The sequence below is a fragment of the Methanosarcina siciliae T4/M genome, assembly GCF_000970085.1.
In the GTDB taxonomy this organism is placed as follows: Archaea; Halobacteriota; Methanosarcinia; order Methanosarcinales; family Methanosarcinaceae; genus Methanosarcina; species Methanosarcina siciliae.
The window spans coordinates 872,049-892,785 of sequence record NZ_CP009506.1 but is presented as its reverse complement, the minus strand read 5'-3'; the positions used below and the strand labels follow the sequence as shown (position 1 = coordinate 892,785).

Here is a 20,737-nt window from a genome sequence, read left to right as displayed (position 1 = left end):
GGCATTTTTCCGGATTTTGAAATTCCATTACTATCTGTTAGGTCACCGGAACTTTCTACAGCTAAGTAGTTCAAACCCGGCTGATTCCAGAATCCTCAAAATCCGTGAGAATAAAAAAACAGAAAACAAAATACAGTCGCTTCCTGCTTTCTTCAAAGGTCCGAAAATCCTTGAACCAAAAACAATTTCCTACCCGAGCAAACCGATTATCAAATCTTCGGGGGTCCGGACATTTCCGCGCAGGTAGACTGAACCCCTATGACAAAATAGGAGAAACGAAAATATGAACAAACATACACTGAAAATATTTCTGATTTGTGTAACATTGCTCCTGGTGGCGGCTACTCAGCCGGTACTGGGTTATGACTGGTCCACGTTCCAGAATGACAATTACAACTCCGGAATAACCGATAAGGCTGGCCCGATAAGCAATAACGGCAGTTATGCCTTCGCCGTCTTTACCAAATCCAGTGGGATGAGCGGGATCGATACAACGCCGGTGGTCGCCGGTGATGTCGTTTACACTGCCGCCCAGGGCAAAGCTTTTGCCTTCAACAAGACCACAGGGGATGAAATATGGAATACATCTCTAGCTGGAGGGTTCGTTCTGGCCACGCCTGTGATCGCCGACGGCAAGATCTTCATCGGCACCAATAACGGCGTCATCGCCGCATACGACATCTCCAACGGCACAGAGGCCTGGATCAACTCCACCGGGCTGGGCGGCGAGAAGGCGCAGGTGAACACACCTATAGTCTACGACTCCGGTAACATCTACTTCGGAACCTGGTTTTCCTCCGGCGATCCCGGCTCATACTACTGCGTGAATGCCACTGACGGCTCGTTCGTATGGGAGCGGGCCTGCACCAGCAACGCGGGCTACTACTGGGCCGGCGCTTGCGTGGTAGGCGACTATCTCGTATACGGTGGCGATGACGGCAACCTGGTCTCTGTCAACAAGCACACCGGGACGACCGTGGAAGATGTGGGCACCGTCACCATCTTCAGCTCCGGAACAGGCAATATCCGTTCCTCCATGAGCTATGACCAATCAACCGGGAGGCTGTACTTCGCTTCCGGATCCAAATGCTACTATGTAGGGTTCGACTCCAGCAACGGCACATTCGTGAAGAGCGTGAAGGGCACAGGGTCGATGTCGGGTGACTCCACCTCCACCCCGGCCGTGTACAATGACCGTGTGTATGTGGGCTGCGGTGGTTCCCTGTACTGTCTTGACGCCGATTCCCTGCAAATAATCTGGTCATATACCGTAGGCGCCAAGGTGCAATCATCTCCTGCCATCTCGACCTACTATGATGATGGCGACGGGGAGATTTACATCTATTTCACAACAAACGATCACTCCAGCGGTATGTACTGTCTAAAGGACATGCCGGGAAACACCGAAGCCATTTTGCAGTTCGAGTTCTTCCCGCCCAGCAGTATGAAGCAGTATAGCCTGCAGGGTGCGGCGATCTCCGACGGCATGGTCTACTACGGCAATGATGCGGGTTACCTGTTCGCTCTTGATGATCCGGATATATGCTTTACTGCCAACACTACCTACGGCTCCGTGCCGCTGACGGTGCAGTTCACCGATCTAAGTGCAGAGACGACCGAATGGCAGTGGGACTTTGACAATGACGGAAATGTGGACAGCACGGAGCAGAACCCTGTATATACATACAGTGCGGCAGGTAACTACTCCGTCAGACTGACGATCAACAAGTCGACAGGCAGCGTTCAGGAACTCAAGACCGACTACATCACCGTGGTCGAAGCGAAGCCTCTGGAAGATTATTTGACATATACCAGCGATGGCAGTTCGATAACAATCACCGGCTACACCGGCCCTGCCGGCGATCTGGTCATACCGGATGAGATCGATGGTCTTCCTGTCACAAAAATAGCCGAGAGGGTGTTTCAAGGAACACCCTTGACCTCGGTGGTCATTCCTGACAGCGTCACCAACATTGGACTCTACCAGTTCCAGAACTGCGAGGACCTTATCTCGATCTACACGGGCGGAGTACCATCTATTTCAACGAACAATATCCGGAACTGCCCATCCCTAGAAACGATAACTGTTGGCCATAGGCTTTCTTCTATTACCAGCTACTCGATCCGTGACTGCCCATCCCTGGAGGCCATGGTGTTTGAGGCCGAGGGCGACGCACCGAGTGCCAGTGGCAACTGGAACTATAATTGTCCCAATCTGGTGGTGTACTACTGTGAGAACGCTACCGGCTTCACCACACCGAAGTGGGGTGGCAAGCCGTGTTATCCAATAGGTTCTCCGACCGCTGACTTTTCGACCGACGGCATTTTCGGCAGCGCACCGTTCACGGTAAAGTTCACCTATACAGGTGTGGGAGCAAACACGCTGAACTGGTACTTCGACGGCGACGCTACTGTGGACAGCAATGCGAGGAACCCCGGTTACACCTATGATACGCCGGGTACCTACTCGGCCACGCTGTATGTCAGCAACCCATGGGGCAGCGACAGTGAGCTCAAGACAAACTATATTACAGTGGTCGAGGCCCGCACTGACGGTTGGGCTTACACCAGCGACGGCACATCGGTGACCGTAACCGGCTACTCCGGACCGGACAGCGACGTGACCATACCCGCTGAGATCGATGGCCTGCCGGTGACCACTATCGGTACCAGCGCGTGCAAGGCCCTCACCAACCTGACCTCGGTGACCATACCGGACAGCGTCAACACTATCGACGCCAGTGCGTTCTACGGCTGCATCAACCTGACCTCCGTGACTATACCGGACAGCGTCAACACTATCGGCTCCAGTGCGTTCTACGGCTGCACAGGTATGGATTCCCTCACCATTGGCAATGGCGTCACCACCATCGGCTCCAGTGCTTTATACGGCTGCACCGGCCTGACCTCGGTGACCATACCGAACAGCGTCACCACCATCGACGACAGTGCATTCTACGGCTGCACCAACCTTACTGTCATGATGTTCAACGGCAATGCGCCGACGACAGTTGGCAGTAACTGGGCATCGGGAACCAACCTGGTGGCATATTACTCCGAAGGCGCTACTAACTTCACAACCCCTGAGTGGAACGAAGTCCCGTGCTACCCAGCACTCGCCGCCGTGACCGCCGAATTCACCTCGAACATCGTATATGGCAGCGCACCGCTCACGGTACAGTTCACCTATACGGGCGTGGGAGCGAATGCGCTTGTCTGGGACTTCGACAACAACGGCACTGTGGATAGCACGGCGAGAAACCCCGGTTACACCTATGATGCGCCGGGTACCTACTCGGTCAGTCTGAATGTCAGCAACCCCTGGGGCAGTGACAGTGAGGTAAAGACCGACTACATAACCATAGCCGAAACGGTCGATAACTTTACCTATACCTCCGACGGCACTTCGGTAACCATAACAGGTTACACCGGTTCGGGCGGCGATGTCGTCATACCGGGCACGATCGGGGGCCTGCCTGTCACTACTATCGCCTCCAGTGCGTTCAAGAGCAACACCGCCCTGACGTCGGTGATCATTCCTGACAGTGTCACCACCATCGGAGGCAGTGCTTTCTACGGCTGCACCTCCCTGACGTCGGTGACCATCGGAAACAATGTCACCACCATCGACACCTATGCGTTCTACGGTTGCACCGCTCTGACCTCGGTGGTAATTCCTGACAGTGTTACCAGCATCGGTGAGCGTGCGTTCTACGGCTGCAGCGCCCTGTCTTCGGCGACCATCGGCAACGGGGTCACCAGCATCGGCAAGTATATGTTCTACCAATGCACCAACCTGGCCTCGGCGACCATCGGAAACAATGTCACCACCATCGGTGACAGTGCGTTCCGTTACTGCACCGCCCTGACGTCGGTGACTATACCGGACAGCGTTACCAGCATCGGCAGTTATGCGTTCCAGGACTGCGGCCTGACCTCATTGACCATACCGAACAGCGTTATCAGCATCGGCGATTATACGTTCCGTGACACCGGCCTGATCTCGGCGGACATACCGGACAGCGTTACCAGCATCGGCAGCGGTGCGTTCCGCGGCTGCACCGCCCTGACCTCGGTGACCATACCGGACAGCGTCACCAGCATCGACGGCAGTGTATTCCGTGACTGCACCGCCCTGACTTCGGTGACTATACCGGACAGCATCACCGAAATCGGCAAGTATGCGTTCCGCGACTGCACCACCCTGACCTCGGTGACCGTAGGAAACAATGTCACCACCATCGGCGACTATGCGTTCCGTGACTGTACCGCCCTGACCTCAGTGATGTTCACGGGTAATGCTCCTTCTTCGGTGAGCAGTAGCTGGGCATCTGGAAGCACTTCCCTGACGGCGTACTACTACGAAGGCGCTACCGGCTTCACCACGCCGACGTGGAACGGCGTCGCCTGTTACCCGCTGACAACGGCGGCCCCAGTGGCGGACTTCGAGGCCGACGTGACATCAGGAATCGGACCTCTGATTGTGAAGTTCGCCGACCGGTCCACAGGTTCACCTACTGCCTGGGCATGGGACTTTGACAACGACGGAACCATCGACTCCACGGAGCAGACCCCTGAATACACCTACATCAGTCCAGGCAATTACACCGTCACCCTCACCGTAAACAATACCGAGGGCAGCGACGCCGTAATCAAAGAAGACTACATCACCGTACTTGAAGTCCCGACTTCTTCCTCGGCAGATGAAGACACCTGGTACCAGTTCAGGAAGACTGCCGAACACACCGGGTACACCACCTCGGATGCACCCGACACCAACACCCTCCTCTGGAAAAGCGCCAGACTCACCGACGAATTCACCCTCGTGCCCTCCTCTTCTGTCGCCGTAGCAGACGGCAAAGTCTTTGCCAATGCCATCATCGGCCCGGTAGACGAAGAAGGTACTCCGGGAGAAGGTACCATCGGCCAACTCGTTGCTTTCAGCATGTACGACGGCCACAAATACTGGAACACCACCATTGCGGTACCCGAATGGGGTTCCTGGTCTTCTCCCGCCTATGACAATGGTTTTGTCTTCACCTCCACGGGTGCGAACACCACCTGTATCAATGCGACCACAGGTGCCATCGAATGGGCATTCACAAATCCATCAGGCCGTGCTTCCTGCAATGGCGGTCCGGTAATTGCAGAGGGTAAAGTCCTGTGCAGTGACTGGGACGGCCTGCACTACTACTGCCTGGACGAAACCACAGGTACCGAAATGTGGAACTATACGGTTGACGGCAGTGACAGCTACACCCAGGGAACCCCGGCTGTCAGCAACGGGACGATAATCCTCACAAGCTGGAATGACATCTACTGCCTCGACATGGACGGAAACCTTCTATGGACTAAACCCAACCCTTCGTCTTCTGGAAGCATTTGTGGTTCTCCGTCGATTGAAGGGGACATGTTCTACTTGACAACATATGATTTTGGCAGTGACTACAAACCTGCCCTATTTGCCTTTGACTTCGAAAACGGCACTGAGATCTGGAATGCTACCATCCAGAGAACCGATTCCACCCCTGCCATTGCAGACGGCTATCTATACGTATGCGGTGGATGTACCGGTTATTCTGAAAGCCAGACATACTGCTTTGACGCCTTGAACGGCACTCTCATCTGGAGTACCCCTAAAGAAGATCAGGGAATAGGAGACTGGACCTGTTCTATTGCAGTTGCTGACGGTAAAGTCTTTGTTGGGAAGTCCGCAGGTTCTTCCTTCGGTCATGCAGGTCTCTATGCCCTGGATGCTGCGACCGGCACAGAAATCTGGCATTCAGATTCTGCGGGTGATTCGCCTGCAATAGCAGATGATACGGTATTTTCGATAGGGCGTGACCAGGAAGGTGTGGCATATTTGTATGCTTTCAAAGATGAAGAATCGGGTATGCCTGTTGCAGACTTTTCCGCAGATATCACTTCCGGTGTCACTCCGCTTACGATTAACTTTACCGACCAGTCCACAGGCACACCTACCTCGTGGTTCTGGGAATTCGGGGATGGAGGAAACTCTACCGAGCAGAACCCCTCGCATACATATAATGCAGCCGGAAATTACACCGTCAACCTGACTGTAGAAAATGCTGCCGGGACGGACTTCGAGTTAAAAACGGATTACATCGAAATTTCCGAAGCTTCCGGATCAACCGTTAATCTCTATTTCGACCCTGAAAGTTCCTCAGTTGCAGAAAACGAATCCACTAAAATAAATCTCGTTGCAAGCAACTTCCCTGCAGGTCTTTCAGGCTACAACCTGACCGTTGCTCTCGACGACCCGAATGTTGCCGAAATAGTTGATATCGAGTACCCGACATGGGCTCTGATTACTGAGAACTCTACCCTGCCAGGGACTTCTATCTACATGAAGACTGTTGACCTGGAAGATGCCGTTAAGGCAGATTCAGCAGACGTTGTGCTTGCTACTCTCACGGTTTCTGGAAAGGAGAAAGGATCTGCAAACCTTTCGATAGGGGTTAAACGTCTGGAGGAAGATTCCGGAGACTCTATCGAACCAGCTCTCCTGGCAGGAAAAATTGAGGTGACCCTTCTCTCTCCCTTGCCTGATCAGGAATATACCCCTAAAGATCTCGACGGAGACGGACTCTATGAAGACCTTACAGGAAACGGGGAGTTCAGTTTCGTGGATATAGTGGCGTACTTCCACAACATGGACTGGATAGAGGCAAACATGCAGGTGGAGTACTTCGACTTTAACGGAAACGGAAGGATAGACTTTGATGATGTTGTGGACATGTTTGGAATGATATAAGAAAAAAAGAATGAAGAAAAAAAGAATGAAGAAAAAAAGAATGAAAAAACAAAAAGGGGAATTGAGATAAATTTTTCTCACATTTCCCACAACTTTTTCTTTCATTTATTCGAAAAACATTTTATCCCTATCGAGAAATCCTTAATACGATCTTCTTTTATTACGTTCCGGTTGTACCTGGCGAATGATACCGCAGAGATTTTTGAAGAGAAAAAAGCTATTTTTCAGACAGTAATGGCACTTTCAGTCCTCCTTCCCTTCTAATAATATCATAGCTTCTGTAAATCGATGTCCTTGAAAAATCAATACCCCTTCAAAAATCAATGCCTTTACTGAAATCAAGCCCCTTTACGATAAGCTGCGAATTATGTTATATACATTTAAGCCCAAATTTAGATAAAAAAGATTGAATAACAGTGATGAAGCTGCGCAGCCAATTTCACTGCCTGAAGTTAACCCGGTATATTATTCCGATATACGGTATCCTGATGTGGACAGGATAGAGAGGGTATTTTTTTTCTTAATTTTCAACGACTGCTGCAAGTGGAGTATGAAAATGTACGGGATCGCACTTGATCTGGGTACCAGCGGCTTTCGAGCGCAGCTCATAGACCTGGAAACAAAAAAAGTTGTAAGAACTGCCATGACGATGAGGCACCCCCTACCAGGGGGCAATGTGATCGACCACCTGGACTTCGCACTGGAAGTCGGGGAAGATATTGCAAACAGCATCATTCTGGATGCGGTTAATAAAATTATTGGGACTTTTGGGGTAGACCCTGCCTGCATTCGGAAACTTGTTGTATGCGGAAACCCTATCCAACTTTCGCTTTTCCAGAACTCGGAAATAAGGGACCTGGCCTTTGCAGGAAAAAACATGCAGAGAAGGCTTGGAGTCGATAACGTGGACAGGAGTGCCAGGGTCTTTCCGGCCTCCGAACTTTTCAGGGGGGTACTGAACCTTCCTAACTGTGAGATAACCGTGCCTCCGGCTATTGCCCATGAGATCGGAGCCGATGCTCTGGCAATGATGATCGAAACCGATTTCCTGAACCAGAAAGAGGTCTCCATTGTTACCGACTACGGAACTAACGCTGAAATGGCAATAAAAGCAGGAGACCGGATCATCACAGGCAGCGCGGCTGCAGGCCCGGCCATTGAGGGACAGGGTATCAGCTGCGGAATGATTGCAAGCCCGGGTGTGATTTCCGACGTAAACCTCGAAAAGAAATGTACTGAAGGTTGTACGGAAAATGACTTCTGGCGGCTTACGGTTCTGGACGAAAAGATGGAAGGAAGACCCGGAGCCCTTATCGACCCTGTCAGCGGCGAGATTGTAGAGAGAGGAGAAATCGAAGCCGTGGGAATTACCGGGACCGGGGTAATTGCAGTCATTTCGCTTGCAATGGAAACGGGAATTATGGAACAACCTCCTAAACTGCCCGACGGAAGGCTGATCCTCGGCAATGGGATAGAGATTACAAACGAAGATGTCGCCGAAGCCGGGAAAGCCATCGGGGCAATTCGGGCAGCCCAGCTCACCCTGCTGCTTGAAGCGGGAGTGCCTTTTGAGGAACTGGAAAACGTCTACATGTCAGGCGCGTCCGGGACATACGTGGACTCAAGGAAAGCCAGGAAAATAGGTTCCTGCCCGGATTTCTCAAAGAAAACGGTTCAGTTTGGGAACACTTCTATCGCGCTTGCACGCGAACTTCTCCTTGACGAGTCCAGGCTCAAGGAGGTAATTGCCCTAGCAGGAACGATAAAAGCCGACCACCTGATGATGGCTACCAGCGAGACCTTCAAAAACATCTATACCTGCGAGCTTTCCTACTGGACCGAAGGCATGAGCATGAAACTGTACAAAAAGTTCTTTAAGATGTACAAATATCCGCCTCTCCCGGAACCGGTAGAAGATGCAGTGCTGGAAAAGAGGGTCTCAAAGGATATCGAGGAAACCGGAAACGTGCCTGTGGAAATCGTGGAAGACGTGGGGATCACCGTAGAGGTGCCCGTGGAAGGCTGTATCCAGTGCAGCCGCTGTAACGAAGAATGCCCGGAAAATGCCCTTGTGACCATCGAGAGAAATGGGATTTTCTTTGCAAGCTGCAGGACTCAGGACTGCCTGGGGACAAGCTGCAGGCGCTGCGTCCGGGCCTGCCCGATAAAGGCGATAGACTTCAAGAATATCGCAATTCACAACACAGGTGGCCTTCAGAAAGGCAGTATTACCGGCGGGGTCTACTGAGAGGAAGATCCCTGAAAAAAGATCAATAGCAGGAGCTCTGGAAATGATAAAAATGCGTGTGTCTTCCTGCATGTGCAGTTTTTGCCATACGGTGACAGGAAAGGTGAAAGGAGACAGGATCATCATAAAGATCGATACCCCCTGCGAGAAATTTCGAAACCTCACCTGCCTTGAATTCCCCCTTCAGGAACTGCCCGAGAACCAGAACGAGCTTATCCTTGAGCTGGAAAGACAAACGGATTGCTCCTTTGGATGTACCAGGGAATGCGCACTTGACTGCACGCGAAGGTGCCTGATTCCCGATGCGGTACTCAACGCGGTCAGTATAGGAAAGAGGCTGGCAAAAAAGAAACTTGCAGAAACAGAGATTATGAAAGTGGAAATTACAAGCTCAGAGTTTGCAGAAGCAGAAATTGCAGCAGAGGAACTTGCAGAAATAGAACTTATAAAAATACCTTTTCTGGGAGTTACGACATATACAACATCAGAGTTCCAGTGACTGCTGCCCAGGGTTTAAAAAAGGCTGAAGAAGAGAAAAAAGACGAAAGTGGAAACCATTATAGAATCCCGGTAGTCTTTTATTCCCTTTCTTCATTAACTTTTTTCTTTAATATTCAGGATATGGGGGTATTTTACTATTTAAGCCCCTTTTTTAATTCGAAACGTTTTAGTGTTACTCTTCCGCTTATCCTGCCAAGGTATTTCACCAGGGTATTTCAAGACTTCTCAAACATACGGTTCAAGTTCTGTTTTTTTCATTCGTATCTACCGTATTTTTCTGCTGCATCCACCATTGCCATCACTTTTACGGGAGCAGCATTGACCGGAAACTCGCAACCGGGTGACAGAACAAACCCGGAAGGAGAATTAATGCCTTCTTCGATATTCTGCCTGCATATTTCCAGGAGTTCTTCATATGAATTTGTGAGGAAAAGCGGGGGATTGACATTGCCACAGATAACATCGTGGTCGCCAAAAGCTTTGATCTGATCTTTAATAGGCGTTTCCGGGCCGAAGAGCCAGAGATATTTACCAGCCCAATTCATCTCTTCCCTTAACTTTATATAGTATGGGAGATTCAGGTTCTGATTAGCACACGGATGCATAAGCACGGCATGTATTCCCAGTTCTTTTACACGAGTATGAACTTTTTTCATATACGGGTATGCAAACTCCTCAAACATCTGCGGGGAAATCATATTATTTGATTCGGACGGCCCTCCATCAAACGGAAGCAGGCTTTCGGGACCGTACTTATCTGCAAAATAATCCAGAGCATTGACAAACATGTCAGTTACTTTGTCAAGCAAGACATGAACAGCTTTTGGTTCCATAATGAGCCATGCCAGGAATTCGGATGTATCCGCAACAACCGAAGCTGCAGTAAAAATACTGCCGATTTGCACGGTAGCCGGCATCCCGAGCTCAACACACCGGGTTGCGACTCTATCTGCAATTTTGTATGCGCCAGGTACTTCCCTGCCAAAATCCGGGACTTCAAGTTTGTCTATATCTTCAATAGTTTTCACAGGATGTTTTGTTACAAAAGGCGCACCCTGCCCTTTTCCGTAAGGAAAACCTATCTCTCCTCCGAATTCCCAGGCCCCGCACGAGGCATACCCATACATAGGGGTTTGCTCATAACCATGAAGCCGCATGGATGCAAACTGTGCCTCAAAACATTTGTCCCCATCCGCGTAAAAATCTCCAAGAGATATACCTGTAATTTGCGCAGCATATCCCTCTATAAACGGGACCACTGGTATACGATCAGGTTTTTGGCCTGATATAACAGCCGCCATACGTTCCGGTGATGTCATTCTGGACGCCATTGAAATTATTCCTCCACTATTTATTTTTTTTAAAAATATGTAACTTAGAACATAAATATATGCCGAAATGGTAACAAGTCAAACAAAAAGATCAAAAAATCTCAGATAACAGGCGTAAAATTCGGCGAGCAGGAAAGAAAATCCACATGATTCCGTTTTAAAATAAAAACACATTATATTGTCTCAGCCCTCCGGAAGAAATAACCACTTGCGCAGACCATCAGAACTGACAGTGTTAAAAGGATACACATGTCCAGAACAATTGAGAATTCACAGTGACCGATCAATACTCCTCTCAGGGCATCCACCCCGTACGTCAACGGATCAAAGAAAGACAGAATCCTTATTGAGGCAGGTAAATTCGAAACAGGGAATAAAGCTCCGGATAAAAGAAACAGAGGGAATGCAATAAAATTAATAACCGTGCTGAAACCGTGAAAATCCTTCAGTACGGAGGACAAAATCAAGCCTATGTTTATAAAGATCATCGATATAAGAACCATTATCACGAAAGAGGCCAGGATTGCAGGAAGGAAAGGCAGCCTGAAACCAAGTAATACCGACATCATCATAATAATAAGGGCCTGAATGAGTGAGGTGGTTGCACTTCCGGAGATCATCCCGAGGACAATAGAGATTCTGCTTGCAGGAGTTACCATAACTTCTTTCAAAAATCCGAACTGCTTGTCCATTATAACACTCATGCCTGCATAAGCAGCCGTAAAGAGAAGGGTCATCCCGATAATACCCGGCACAAGATACTGGAAATATTCTATAGATTCGGGGAGGCCCGGAAATTCCACTCGCCTGAAGCCCATACCCTGAAAGATCAACATAAAAGCCGGCATGCCAATCGCACCCGCTATTCTGGACCTGGCCCTGAAATACTTAATCATCTCACGCCGCCAGAGGACATATACAACTCTTCCCTGAATCATCGGAGCATCCTCCTTCTCATCCGGTCCCGCCTGGCTGACTGCCTGCTGCCTTCCTGTTCCCGTATTATCGAACCTGTCAGGCGGAGAAAAACATCTTCAAGACTCGGTTTACTGAAATTTATCGAACTGATCCCGACCCCCAGATTGCCGGCGGTCTGAAAAATATAAGGAATATTTGTTCCATAATCCGAAAGGATAACATCAAGTGTTTTTCCGTTAGGGACAATTTCTCGCACCCATTCCTTCTCCCCGAGGGCAGCAGCAATGAGTTCGACCCTTCCCTCAACAGTCAGGCTGACACAATCCCCCCGAAGGCAGTTCTTCAGACCTGCCGGAGTATCAAGCGCGACTATCTTTCCATGGTCAATTATCGCAATGCGATCGCAGAGGAAATCAGCCTCTTCCATATAATGGGTGGTCAGAATGACACAGGTCCCGTAATTTCGGTTCAGCTTTCGGATATGCTCCCATATCGATCTCCTGGTCTGGGCATCAAGCCCGAGGGTAGGCTCGTCCAGAAACAAGACTTTCGGATAATGAATCAGCCCCCTTGCGATTTCAAGCCGCCTCTTCATTCCGCCCGAATAATTTTCAACAAGGATATCGGCTTTATCAGCCAGCCCCACAACATCAAGCACTTCCCGGATTCTTTTATTTCGCTCACCCGAACCGATGTTATACATCATGGCGTGAAATTCAAGATTTTCCCTCCCTGTAAGCCCTATATCAAGAGAAGGGTCCTGAAATATTATTCCGATATTATTCCTGATCTCATGAGGATCCCTTTTAAGATCATATCCTGCGATTTCAGCATCACCTGCAGTAGGAAGGAGAAGAGTAGTCAGCATATTGATTATGGTTGTCTTTCCCGCCCCGTTAGGGCCTAAAAGCCCGAAAAGCTCACCGGGCTCAACCGAGAATGAGACGCCGTCTACGGCAGTAAATTCTCCGAACTTTTTTGTCAGCTCTTTAACTATTATTGCACTCATATCAAACAAGACCTTCAAACCTGAACAAAACCTTCAAAACCTGAACAAGACCCTCAAACCGGGATTTTAGAGCAATTAGATCAGAAATTCAAATATCAGAGAATCACATTTTATTAAATAAAAATAAACAGTGAAAATTTATAAATTGTAAAAACAAGACCCGTAGTGCTTAATGAGTATGACAGCACAGTCCTATTCTTGAACCAACAAGCCTTTTTGTATACTCATCCGAGGGTGAAAGCATTACATCATGGGAATTACCCACCTCTACGATCTTTCCGGAATTCATAACGGCTATTCTGTCCGCAATCTTCAGGGTAAGGGAAAGGTCATGTGAAATGTATATCATTGCAAATCCTCTCCTGTTCTGAAGACCCTTTAAAAGGCGCAATACATTTGCAGAGGTTGAAACATCCAGAGCCGAAGTAATCTCATCGGCAATAAGGAGTTTTGGCTCCATAACCATTGCTCTGGCAAGTGCAACCCTCTGCCTCTGCCCGCCGCTGAGTTCCCCGCAATATTTGCCAAGGAAATTATCAGTAGTTGGGAGACGAACAAGTTCAAGGGCGTTTTTAACCATTTGCAACCTGTCTCCGTTGGACCCTATCTTATTGATATAAAGAGGCTCTTTGATTGCATCAAGAACGGTAAACCTGCTGCTGGTTGAACTGAAAGGATCCTGGAATACGATCTGAATGCCACTGAACCTGTTTCCATAGTTCTCCTTGCTGACATTCCCGTCCATAAAAAATACTTCTCCGCATTCAGGCTTTATTACGTTTGCAAGGATATGAGCCAGGGTTGACTTACCCGAACCTGTCTGGCCTACAATTGCAAGAACCTCTCCCTCCCTCACTTCCAGACTGACATTATCAACTGCCTGAAGATATTCGCCATCCGGAAGACGATACCTGAAATTCAGGTTTTTTGCCTCCAGAAGCCCTGCTATGCCGCCTCTATGGCATGCAATTTCCCGCCCGCCTCCGATGGGCGTCAGGACCGGGGAAGCTTTACTGCAAATCTCTATTTTTTGTGTGCATCTCGGGCTGAAAGGACAGCCTTTAAACCCGTCCCCTGCCGGTATATCTCCGGGAATTCCCCATAAATCTTTATAAACAAAAATATCAGGGGTAGAATGGACAAGCCCCCTTGTATAGGGATGGCGGGGAGATACGAGAATATCCCTTACAGGGCCGGTTTCAACAACCCTCCCGGAATACATAACAACAATCCTGGACGCCACGGAAGACACAAAAGTGATGTCATGAGAGATCATTAACATCGTATACCCGTTCTTCTTCTGAAGGTCGACAAGAAGGTCCCTGATCTCCTTTCGGGTAAATGCATCAAGGGCGGATGTAACTTCATCAAGGATCAGTAATTTGGGATCACATGAAAGGGCCATTGCCAGAAGAACCCTCTGCCTCATGCCCCCGGAGAGCTGGTGAGGATACGAATCCATCCATTTAGGGTCAAGGCCTACAGTCCGGAAGAGGTCGGCACATTTACTCCGGGCGCTCTCAGGGCTGAGACCGAGATGCCTGATCATTGGTTCCGTTACCTGGATGCCTACTTTCATAACAGGGTTCATAACCTCCAGGCCGTTTTGAAAAACTATTGCTATATCCTTCCATCTGAGTTTATCCATCCCGGCTTCGGGCAGAGAAGAGATTAGCTCACCCCTGTACAGAATTTCCCCGTAAATGGCCGTATTTTCCGGCAAAAGCCCCATGATTCCGAGGGCAACAGTGGTCTTGCCACTTCCCGATTCTCCTACAACGCCCAGAATTTCTCCTTCTTCGATTTCAAAAGAAATACCGTCAACAGCCTTTACAGTATCAATATCAGTCAGATAATGGCATTTAAGATCATTGATTTTAAGCAGACTCATAATCAGAACCCTTTTTTGATCTTTAATTTCGGATCAAGTATCCTTTCCATATCCCTGCTTATGAAAGCCAGACAGAGCAGGAGGAAAATGAGCATAAGCAACGGAGGCAAAAGCCACCATTGCCAGTAAGGCGTAAAATATATCGAACGAAAACCGGTTGCATGATTAAGCATCATCCCCCAGCTCTTGGAAGTAGGGTCTCCAAGGCCCAGAAAGGCAAGGCCCGCTTCGGCTATGATTGCGTGGGAGGATATTCCGATAACGAGCACGAACAAAACAGGCAAAACTTCAGGAAATATATGCTTCCGGAGCAGGTAAAATGGCGTTGCACCGTAATTCCTGGCAGCAATAATGTAGTTGTTCTTCTTTAATGCAAGCGTCTGGGAACGGGCAATACGGGCGGGTTTTGCCCAGCTGAAAAGCACGAGTACAAAGATTATGTTAAGAATACTCGGGCCGAGAAAAGCGGATATTACAATCAGGAGAGGAAAACTAGGAAGGGCCATTGTCACATCGATTACCCTCATCAGAGCCTGGTCAATATGCCCTCCCATATATCCGGCCAGTATTCCGATAGCTCCTCCCCCGAAACCTGCCGCAAAAGCTACGGCAAGCCCTATTGTAAGGCTCATTCTTGCCCCGTAACATATCTGTGACCAGATATCCATTCCAAGTTCATCGGTTCCGAGTATGTGCCCGGGACCCGGAGCCTCAAGGGAATCCCCTGTGATTTTCTGAGGAGGATACATTGTTATTACAGGAGCAAAAACTGCCATTAAAATAATACAGATAACGCCAAAGATCCCAATTTTACCTTCAGTACTGAACCTGGAGAACGGCCTGGCTACACTGCTGATAATTTGGTTAATTTTGTAAGTGTTCAAAGCCTGAATAAAAGAGAGTATTCCGGCATTTCCAGGGGCAGCAACATCCTTTATCATATCCCAACTCCTATTATGTCCCAACTCTCGGGTCAAGTTTCCCGTATATTTTGTCAACGAGCAGATTGCAGATAAGTATGGAAACTGCAATTATCAGGAGAATTCCCTGGATAAGAGGATAATCCCGACCGACTACGGCACTTCGGAGTGTCATCCCTATGCCGGGATAAGAAAAAACACTCTCAACAAGTACAACCCCACCCATCATTATGCCGATCATAAAACCTGTTCTTGTCACTACCGGGAGCAGGGCATTTCGGAGGGCATGCCTGATCCATACGGTTTTTTCCCCCAGCCCTTTGGCCCGGGCAGTCCTGATGTAGTCCTTGGTGGTCACTGTAATCAGGGTATTTCTGGTGAGCAGGTACACCCCGGTAAGCTGTGAAAGAGATAGGGTCACAATGGGCAGAAAGGCATGGTACAGGATGTCCCAGGCCTGTTCTGCCGGGCCATTATAGTCCGCAAAGGGAGTTACAGCACCTGCAAGCGGGAAAAGCCTGAGATATACACTGAAAACCAGAAGGAGGAGCAGGCCAAGCAGAAATGAGGGAATTTCCGCAAAGGAGATCATGCCCGCCATCATAAGTCTGTCACTCCCTTTTTTACGGTTCTTTGCCGACATGGTCCCGAGAACCACCCCCGAGATTGTACTGGTCACGGTTGCACCAACGACAATCAATACAGTCCAGGGGAGGTGGAGCATTATTACATCCCTGACAGGCATTTTGTAATAAATGCTCCTGCCCAGGTCACCCGTCATCAGGTTTTTCATATATACCAGGAACTGTTCATGAAGCGGCCTGTCAAGGCCGTAATAGTTCATGTAATAAAGCCGCTGCTCTTCTGTCATTATGATAATTTCTTCCCCTACCTCATCTGCGGAAGTGGTTGAGAACGGGTCTCCGGGCATCATCCTCGGAAGGAAAAAATTAATGGCAAGAATTACAAAAAGGGTTGATAATAACCTGAAAATAAACGAATTCCTGTCCTTTACCATCCAATCATCTGCCCCATAATCTCCCGTTTATCTGCCGTTAACTTCCCAGACCATCATCCCGGTATACACATCCGACTCGGAGCGGTAGGTTCCATCCGGGGAGGCATTCTGATAATAGTCCATTATTTTTTCCTTTGTTTCGTCATCAAAATCCCGGCCCCTTCCGATGAACCCTATTGCCTGTTCTGCCGCTTCTTTCCAGTTTGTTTCATCCTTCCATTCGGAATGATTGATCTTGAGGGAGGGAGTGTAGCCTGAGAGATAAAGATACATGAATGGATAAATTACGCCGTTCATGTTATTCTCGGATTTTTCCCCGAGTATCGAACTCCGGATATCCCGATACGCCTTATCCTCAACTCTTCGAAGGAAGTTACTGTAATAACAGAAATTTTTTGAACAGGCCATCATCATATTGAGGTTTTCAACGTCTTTTATCCCGGGGGTCATGGAGGCGATCACAAGGTCGAATTTGTTCCGAAATCCAAGCTCATCTATGTCTGCCGTCCACCAGGAGCATTCAATGACATCTACCGGAAGAGACTCCTGTTTTACGGCGTCTTTTAGTCTGTTGAGCATTCCGGACGAGATGTCAAGTGCAGTTACCTCTGCTCCAAGCCGGGCAAGAGGAAGAGAGAGGGTACCGGGTCCGCACCCGATATCCAGGATCCTGGAACCTTCCGGATTAAAACCGGCTTCTCCAAGAAATTCGAGAATTTCGTCGGTTCTCTTCTTTCGTTTGTCTTTTTCAATGTTATTGGCATAGTTATCGGAACGTTTGTTCCAGAAAGCTGCCATCCTTCCCTCATCGTGGATCAGCCCGTTCCCCGTGGCTTTTTTCCAGCATTCGACCAGGTTATCAATATCATCTTTTTGCTGCAATTCCATCCCTCTCAAGGTACGAAAGAATACTGTGTGTTCTGGCATGGTGGTCGTACATATTCATCCAGCCGTCATATTTTGAAATGCGCCATACGTCATACGATGTAGTATAATAGAGCGGAATTGCGGGTACATCATTTGCAAGCACGGTCTGCATGTCGTATACTATTTCTTTCCGTTTATCATCGTCCAGTTCCTGCAATTCCTGAGAACCAAGAGCATTCAGGGTGTCATTATGGTAACCGAATGCTTCTGCCCCGGATGAAACGCTTCCTGCCTCTGTTGTATCACAATACCTCGTACGGAGATAATCGGCATCTTTTCCCCAGCCGCCAAAGCCGCTGATCACAAGTTCAAAGTCTCCGTTCTTCAGGTTGGTATCACGGGACTTGCTCTCCAGGGCTTTTACCTGAACGTCAACCCCCACTTCACTCAGCCTCTCTTTTATGAGTTCCCCGATACGGACTTCGCCACTGCCAAGGGAAAGCACATATGACAGTTTTTCCCCGTTTTTATCACGTATTCCGTCCCCATCCGTATCAGTCCATCCGGCTTCTTCAAGCAATGCTCCGGCAGTATCCGGATCATAGCTATATTCCGGCTGGTCGGGATTATACCAGATGTGGTCTTCCGGGAGTATGCCCAGTTCACCGGGTTTACCTGCACCTCTTGCTATCTTTTCCACCAGTTCCTCACGGTCGATGGCATAAGCAAAGGCCTGCCTTATTCTGCTGTCATTAAGCTCCGGACATTCTTTCATGTTGAAGTAGAACTGGTAACCCCAGAAAGCCGGCTGCTGGACTACTCTTATATCAGAATCTGATGTAAACCTGTCAAGAGTATCAGGGGATATGCTTGTGAAATCTATTTGCCCCTGTTCGAAAGCTACTAACGAATCGCTGACCGGAATAAATTCAACGGTTTTAACTGCAGTCTCCGGGCCCCAGAAATTCTCGTTTGTTACAAAGCGGTATGTTCCGTGCTCCTTATTGTATTCGCCAAGAAGGAACGGCCCGGTACCGGTGACTGCCTCAGGATCAAGGAAACTGAAAGGGTCCGAGACATTTTCGTATATATGCTCAGGTATGATCTTAAAACTCGTGAGCTTATAAAGAAATGTTGAAACCGGCTGTTTCAGTACGAATTTGACAGTGTTTGAGTCCACAACCTGAACGTTATCTATAACCCCGGACTCAATTCCACCTGAGATAGGTACATTTTCCTGCTCATAATCGAAAGTAAATTTGACATCATTTGCCGTGAGAGGTTCCCCATCGCTCCAGGTGACGCCCTGACGGAGATGAAATGTGTATTCCGTTCCATCTTCACTGACATCCCAGCTTTCACCCAGCCAGGGAATTATACCGACTTCATCTCTTTCCAACAGACTGTCAAAGATCATTCCGACCTTTGATGAGCCAGGGCCCCTCGGATATATCGTAAATGGCTGAGGATAGCCATAATCCCCACCGCTAAGATAAGCAACATCCGTATGCTGTGATCCTTCAGCAGTATTCTCAGCCAGTGCTTCTTCAGCCAATGCTTCTTCAGCTAGCACCCCCTTAGCCGATGTATCCTCGGCCTGGGTACTGTCCTGACTAACGCAGCCTGCCGTCATTAAGATCAGGGCTGTCAGGAAAACAGAAAATAATACTAATAATTTTTTTTTCTCCATTACAGAACACCTTTTTTGTAAATTACCCTACTTATAACCTGATAATCTGAGTAAAGAAGATTAACAACACACAAATGTAATACATAGAAATATAAAAGTATTACTAAACGTATTTAGACTGAAAAATAGATCAAATTATATTTCAAAATCCAGGATAATTTGACAACATCTTCTTAAAAATTAATATTTCAGTTCTATTTTGTATATGTCAGCGCCATTAGTTAAGATACTATAAATTTTAATAGAGAATACAGTTTTCTACTTTTTTCTTAATCTTCTGAGATCGAATTTTACTGTGTCCTTAATACATCCATGTATCTGGTTTGAATTTACACTTTAGATATTTAACGGCTTAATGTTTCCTTTTTCAGTTCAAGTGTATGTAAGTGTATGTAGTCCTATCCAAAATTATGGAACCAAATTTAATGTTAAAATCCGCTCAAAGAGATAACAAGTTTTGCATTCAGGTTATAATTGATATCAGAATAGATAAGGAATGAATCATTAACAAGAAAGAAAAACATTAGATAAATTAGAAACATGGTTTTCGCGCTTAACAGAGAAAGAAATTTCACATCTCATGTTGCTGAATAAGGTCGAAAAGCATCGCTTGATCGATAATTTAAAGATGACCTCGTTATATCTCCAGAAGAGAAACTATTTTCATCGATAGTATGAATGTATATGAACAATCAGACATGTCTAACAAATTTAGGTAGGAACTTCAAATAAAAGTCTTCGATTTTCACTCGAATACTACAAAAGAACAAATAAGGAACTTCAGCCTTTTTGAACGAGAAGAGGATTCAGAGGATGAAGTGGAAAATATCAGGTATATGAGACTCGTATTTCGTGAATTTGCGCTTATCTCGATGAGATGTTCAATGTAAAAAAAGACCTGTGATGGAGTTTGCGGAAATTAAAAGCATTTTTAGCCTTTTAATAGGGAAATAATTGAGTATACGGAAAAAAATCAGGTGCCCGGAGCGTGACTCGAACACGCGACCTCCAGATATCTCAGGAGATTAAAGACGCCTCATATAAAGTCCCTATGAGTCTGGCGCCCCAACCGACTAGGCTATCCGGGCTTGCAACACACAGATGTATTAACATATATTAAAGGGTAACGATCGGAAGAGGGGAATGCGATCTGTTTTTATTATTTGATGATGATGGAGTGAGTCCGTAAACCAGAAGCCTGCGAATCTCTCATTATTTTTTCATAAAAGAAGTATGTGCTAAAGCTTGTACTCGTTTTTACAGATTTAATCAATAATCGGCCCCATAACCCATAATTTGCTGTTTCGGAATGCGGCAGGAAAAATAAAACAGACAGAACAGCAGGATTTTGGGAATGGAAAGAGTAACAGTAAGCATGTTATGTTGAACGTAACATAATATGGTAATATATAATAAAAGGGATTATTGGAGTATGGCCAGTATAACGAATAAATATATAATTTAAATGATATAATAACTATATTTCAAATGGATTTTTAAAAACAAGGGAAACCCAGGAAAGTAACCCCTGAATGATCCGGATCCAGATAGTATAGATATTGGAACTGT

Annotated in this window: 11 protein-coding genes and 1 tRNA gene; 3 read left to right on the top strand and 9 right to left on the bottom strand. The window is 47.6% G+C overall.

Annotated features, from left to right (window positions below; all coding sequences use genetic code 11):
• Nucleotides 1–283 precede the first annotated feature (283 nt).
• From MSSIT_RS21070 to MSSIT_RS03980, 3 genes are all read left to right on the top strand, one after another.
• Nucleotides 284–6,775 (top strand): leucine-rich repeat protein, encoded by a 6,492-nt coding sequence (locus MSSIT_RS21070; protein WP_048170221.1) that lies wholly within the window; start codon nt 284–286, stop codon nt 6,773–6,775.
• 556 nt (nt 6,776–7,331) lie between these two features.
• On the top strand, nt 7,332–9,023 hold the full coding sequence (locus MSSIT_RS03985; protein ID WP_048174490.1) for a methylamine methyltransferase corrinoid protein reductive activase: 1,692 nt from the start codon (nt 7,332–7,334) through the stop codon (nt 9,021–9,023).
• A gap of 43 nt (nt 9,024–9,066) precedes the next feature.
• Complete coding sequence (locus tag MSSIT_RS03980) at nt 9,067–9,522, top strand: hypothetical protein (RefSeq protein WP_048170220.1); 456 nt, start codon at nt 9,067–9,069, stop codon at nt 9,520–9,522.
• Between the two features lie 256 nt (nt 9,523–9,778).
• Here the strand turns inward: MSSIT_RS03980 and MSSIT_RS03975 are convergent, their stop codons facing one another.
• From MSSIT_RS03975 to MSSIT_RS03935, 9 genes are all read right to left on the bottom strand, one after another.
• On the bottom strand, nt 9,779–10,855 hold the full coding sequence (locus MSSIT_RS03975) for a uroporphyrinogen decarboxylase family protein (protein WP_048170218.1): 1,077 nt from the start codon (nt 10,853–10,855) through the stop codon (nt 9,779–9,781).
• A gap of 173 nt (nt 10,856–11,028) precedes the next feature.
• The gene (locus MSSIT_RS03970) at nt 11,029–11,793 is read right to left on the bottom strand and encodes an ABC transporter permease (RefSeq protein ID WP_048170216.1); all 765 of its coding nucleotides are present in this window, start codon (nt 11,791–11,793) and stop codon (nt 11,029–11,031) included.
• The gene (locus tag MSSIT_RS03965; protein WP_048174489.1) at nt 11,790–12,782 is read right to left on the bottom strand and encodes an ATP-binding cassette domain-containing protein; all 993 of its coding nucleotides are present in this window, start codon (nt 12,780–12,782) and stop codon (nt 11,790–11,792) included. The genes MSSIT_RS03970 and MSSIT_RS03965 overlap by 4 nt, the downstream gene beginning before the upstream one ends.
• Before the next feature lie 169 nt (nt 12,783–12,951).
• On the bottom strand, nt 12,952–14,673 hold the full coding sequence (locus tag MSSIT_RS03960; protein WP_048170214.1) for a dipeptide ABC transporter ATP-binding protein: 1,722 nt from the start codon (nt 14,671–14,673) through the stop codon (nt 12,952–12,954).
• A 2-nt stretch (nt 14,674–14,675) separates the two neighbouring features.
• Nucleotides 14,676–15,614, bottom strand: coding sequence for an ABC transporter permease (locus MSSIT_RS03955; protein ID WP_048170212.1), 939 nt, complete (start codon nt 15,612–15,614; stop codon nt 14,676–14,678).
• Nucleotides 15,615–15,627: 13 nt separating this feature from the next.
• A complete protein-coding gene (locus tag MSSIT_RS03950; RefSeq protein ID WP_048170210.1) occupies nt 15,628–16,611 on the bottom strand; it encodes an ABC transporter permease in 984 nt (327 codons plus the stop codon).
• 27 nt (nt 16,612–16,638) lie between these two features.
• Nucleotides 16,639–17,499 (bottom strand): class I SAM-dependent methyltransferase, encoded by an 861-nt coding sequence (locus tag MSSIT_RS03945; protein ID WP_048170208.1) that lies wholly within the window; start codon nt 17,497–17,499, stop codon nt 16,639–16,641.
• Nucleotides 17,477–19,168 (bottom strand): ABC transporter substrate-binding protein, encoded by a 1,692-nt coding sequence (locus MSSIT_RS03940; RefSeq protein ID WP_048170206.1) that lies wholly within the window; start codon nt 19,166–19,168, stop codon nt 17,477–17,479. The genes MSSIT_RS03945 and MSSIT_RS03940 overlap by 23 nt, the downstream gene beginning before the upstream one ends.
• A gap of 978 nt (nt 19,169–20,146) precedes the next feature.
• Nucleotides 20,147–20,256 (bottom strand) — tRNA-Met (locus MSSIT_RS03935).
• Nucleotides 20,257–20,737: the final 481 nt, after the last annotated feature.

Coding starts and splice junctions, on each gene's coding strand:
- MSSIT_RS21070 (WP_048170221.1), top strand. CDS start 284: ATGAACAAACATACACTGAAAATATTTCTGATTTGTGTAACATTGCTC.
- MSSIT_RS03985 (WP_048174490.1), top strand. CDS start 7,332: ATGTACGGGATCGCACTTGATCTGGGTACCAGCGGCTTTCGAGCGCAG.
- MSSIT_RS03980 (WP_048170220.1), top strand. CDS start 9,067: ATGATAAAAATGCGTGTGTCTTCCTGCATGTGCAGTTTTTGCCATACG.
- MSSIT_RS03975 (WP_048170218.1), bottom strand. CDS start 10,855: ATGGCGTCCAGAATGACATCACCGGAACGTATGGCGGCTGTTATATCA.
- MSSIT_RS03970 (WP_048170216.1), bottom strand. CDS start 11,793: ATGATTCAGGGAAGAGTTGTATATGTCCTCTGGCGGCGTGAGATGATT.
- MSSIT_RS03965 (WP_048174489.1), bottom strand. CDS start 12,782: ATGAGTGCAATAATAGTTAAAGAGCTGACAAAAAAGTTCGGAGAATTT.
- MSSIT_RS03960 (WP_048170214.1), bottom strand. CDS start 14,673: ATGAGTCTGCTTAAAATCAATGATCTTAAATGCCATTATCTGACTGAT.
- MSSIT_RS03955 (WP_048170212.1), bottom strand. CDS start 15,614: ATGATAAAGGATGTTGCTGCCCCTGGAAATGCCGGAATACTCTCTTTT.
- MSSIT_RS03950 (WP_048170210.1), bottom strand. CDS start 16,611: ATGGTAAAGGACAGGAATTCGTTTATTTTCAGGTTATTATCAACCCTT.
- MSSIT_RS03945 (WP_048170208.1), bottom strand. CDS start 17,499: ATGGAATTGCAGCAAAAAGATGATATTGATAACCTGGTCGAATGCTGG.
- MSSIT_RS03940 (WP_048170206.1), bottom strand. CDS start 19,168: ATGGAGAAAAAAAAATTATTAGTATTATTTTCTGTTTTCCTGACAGCC.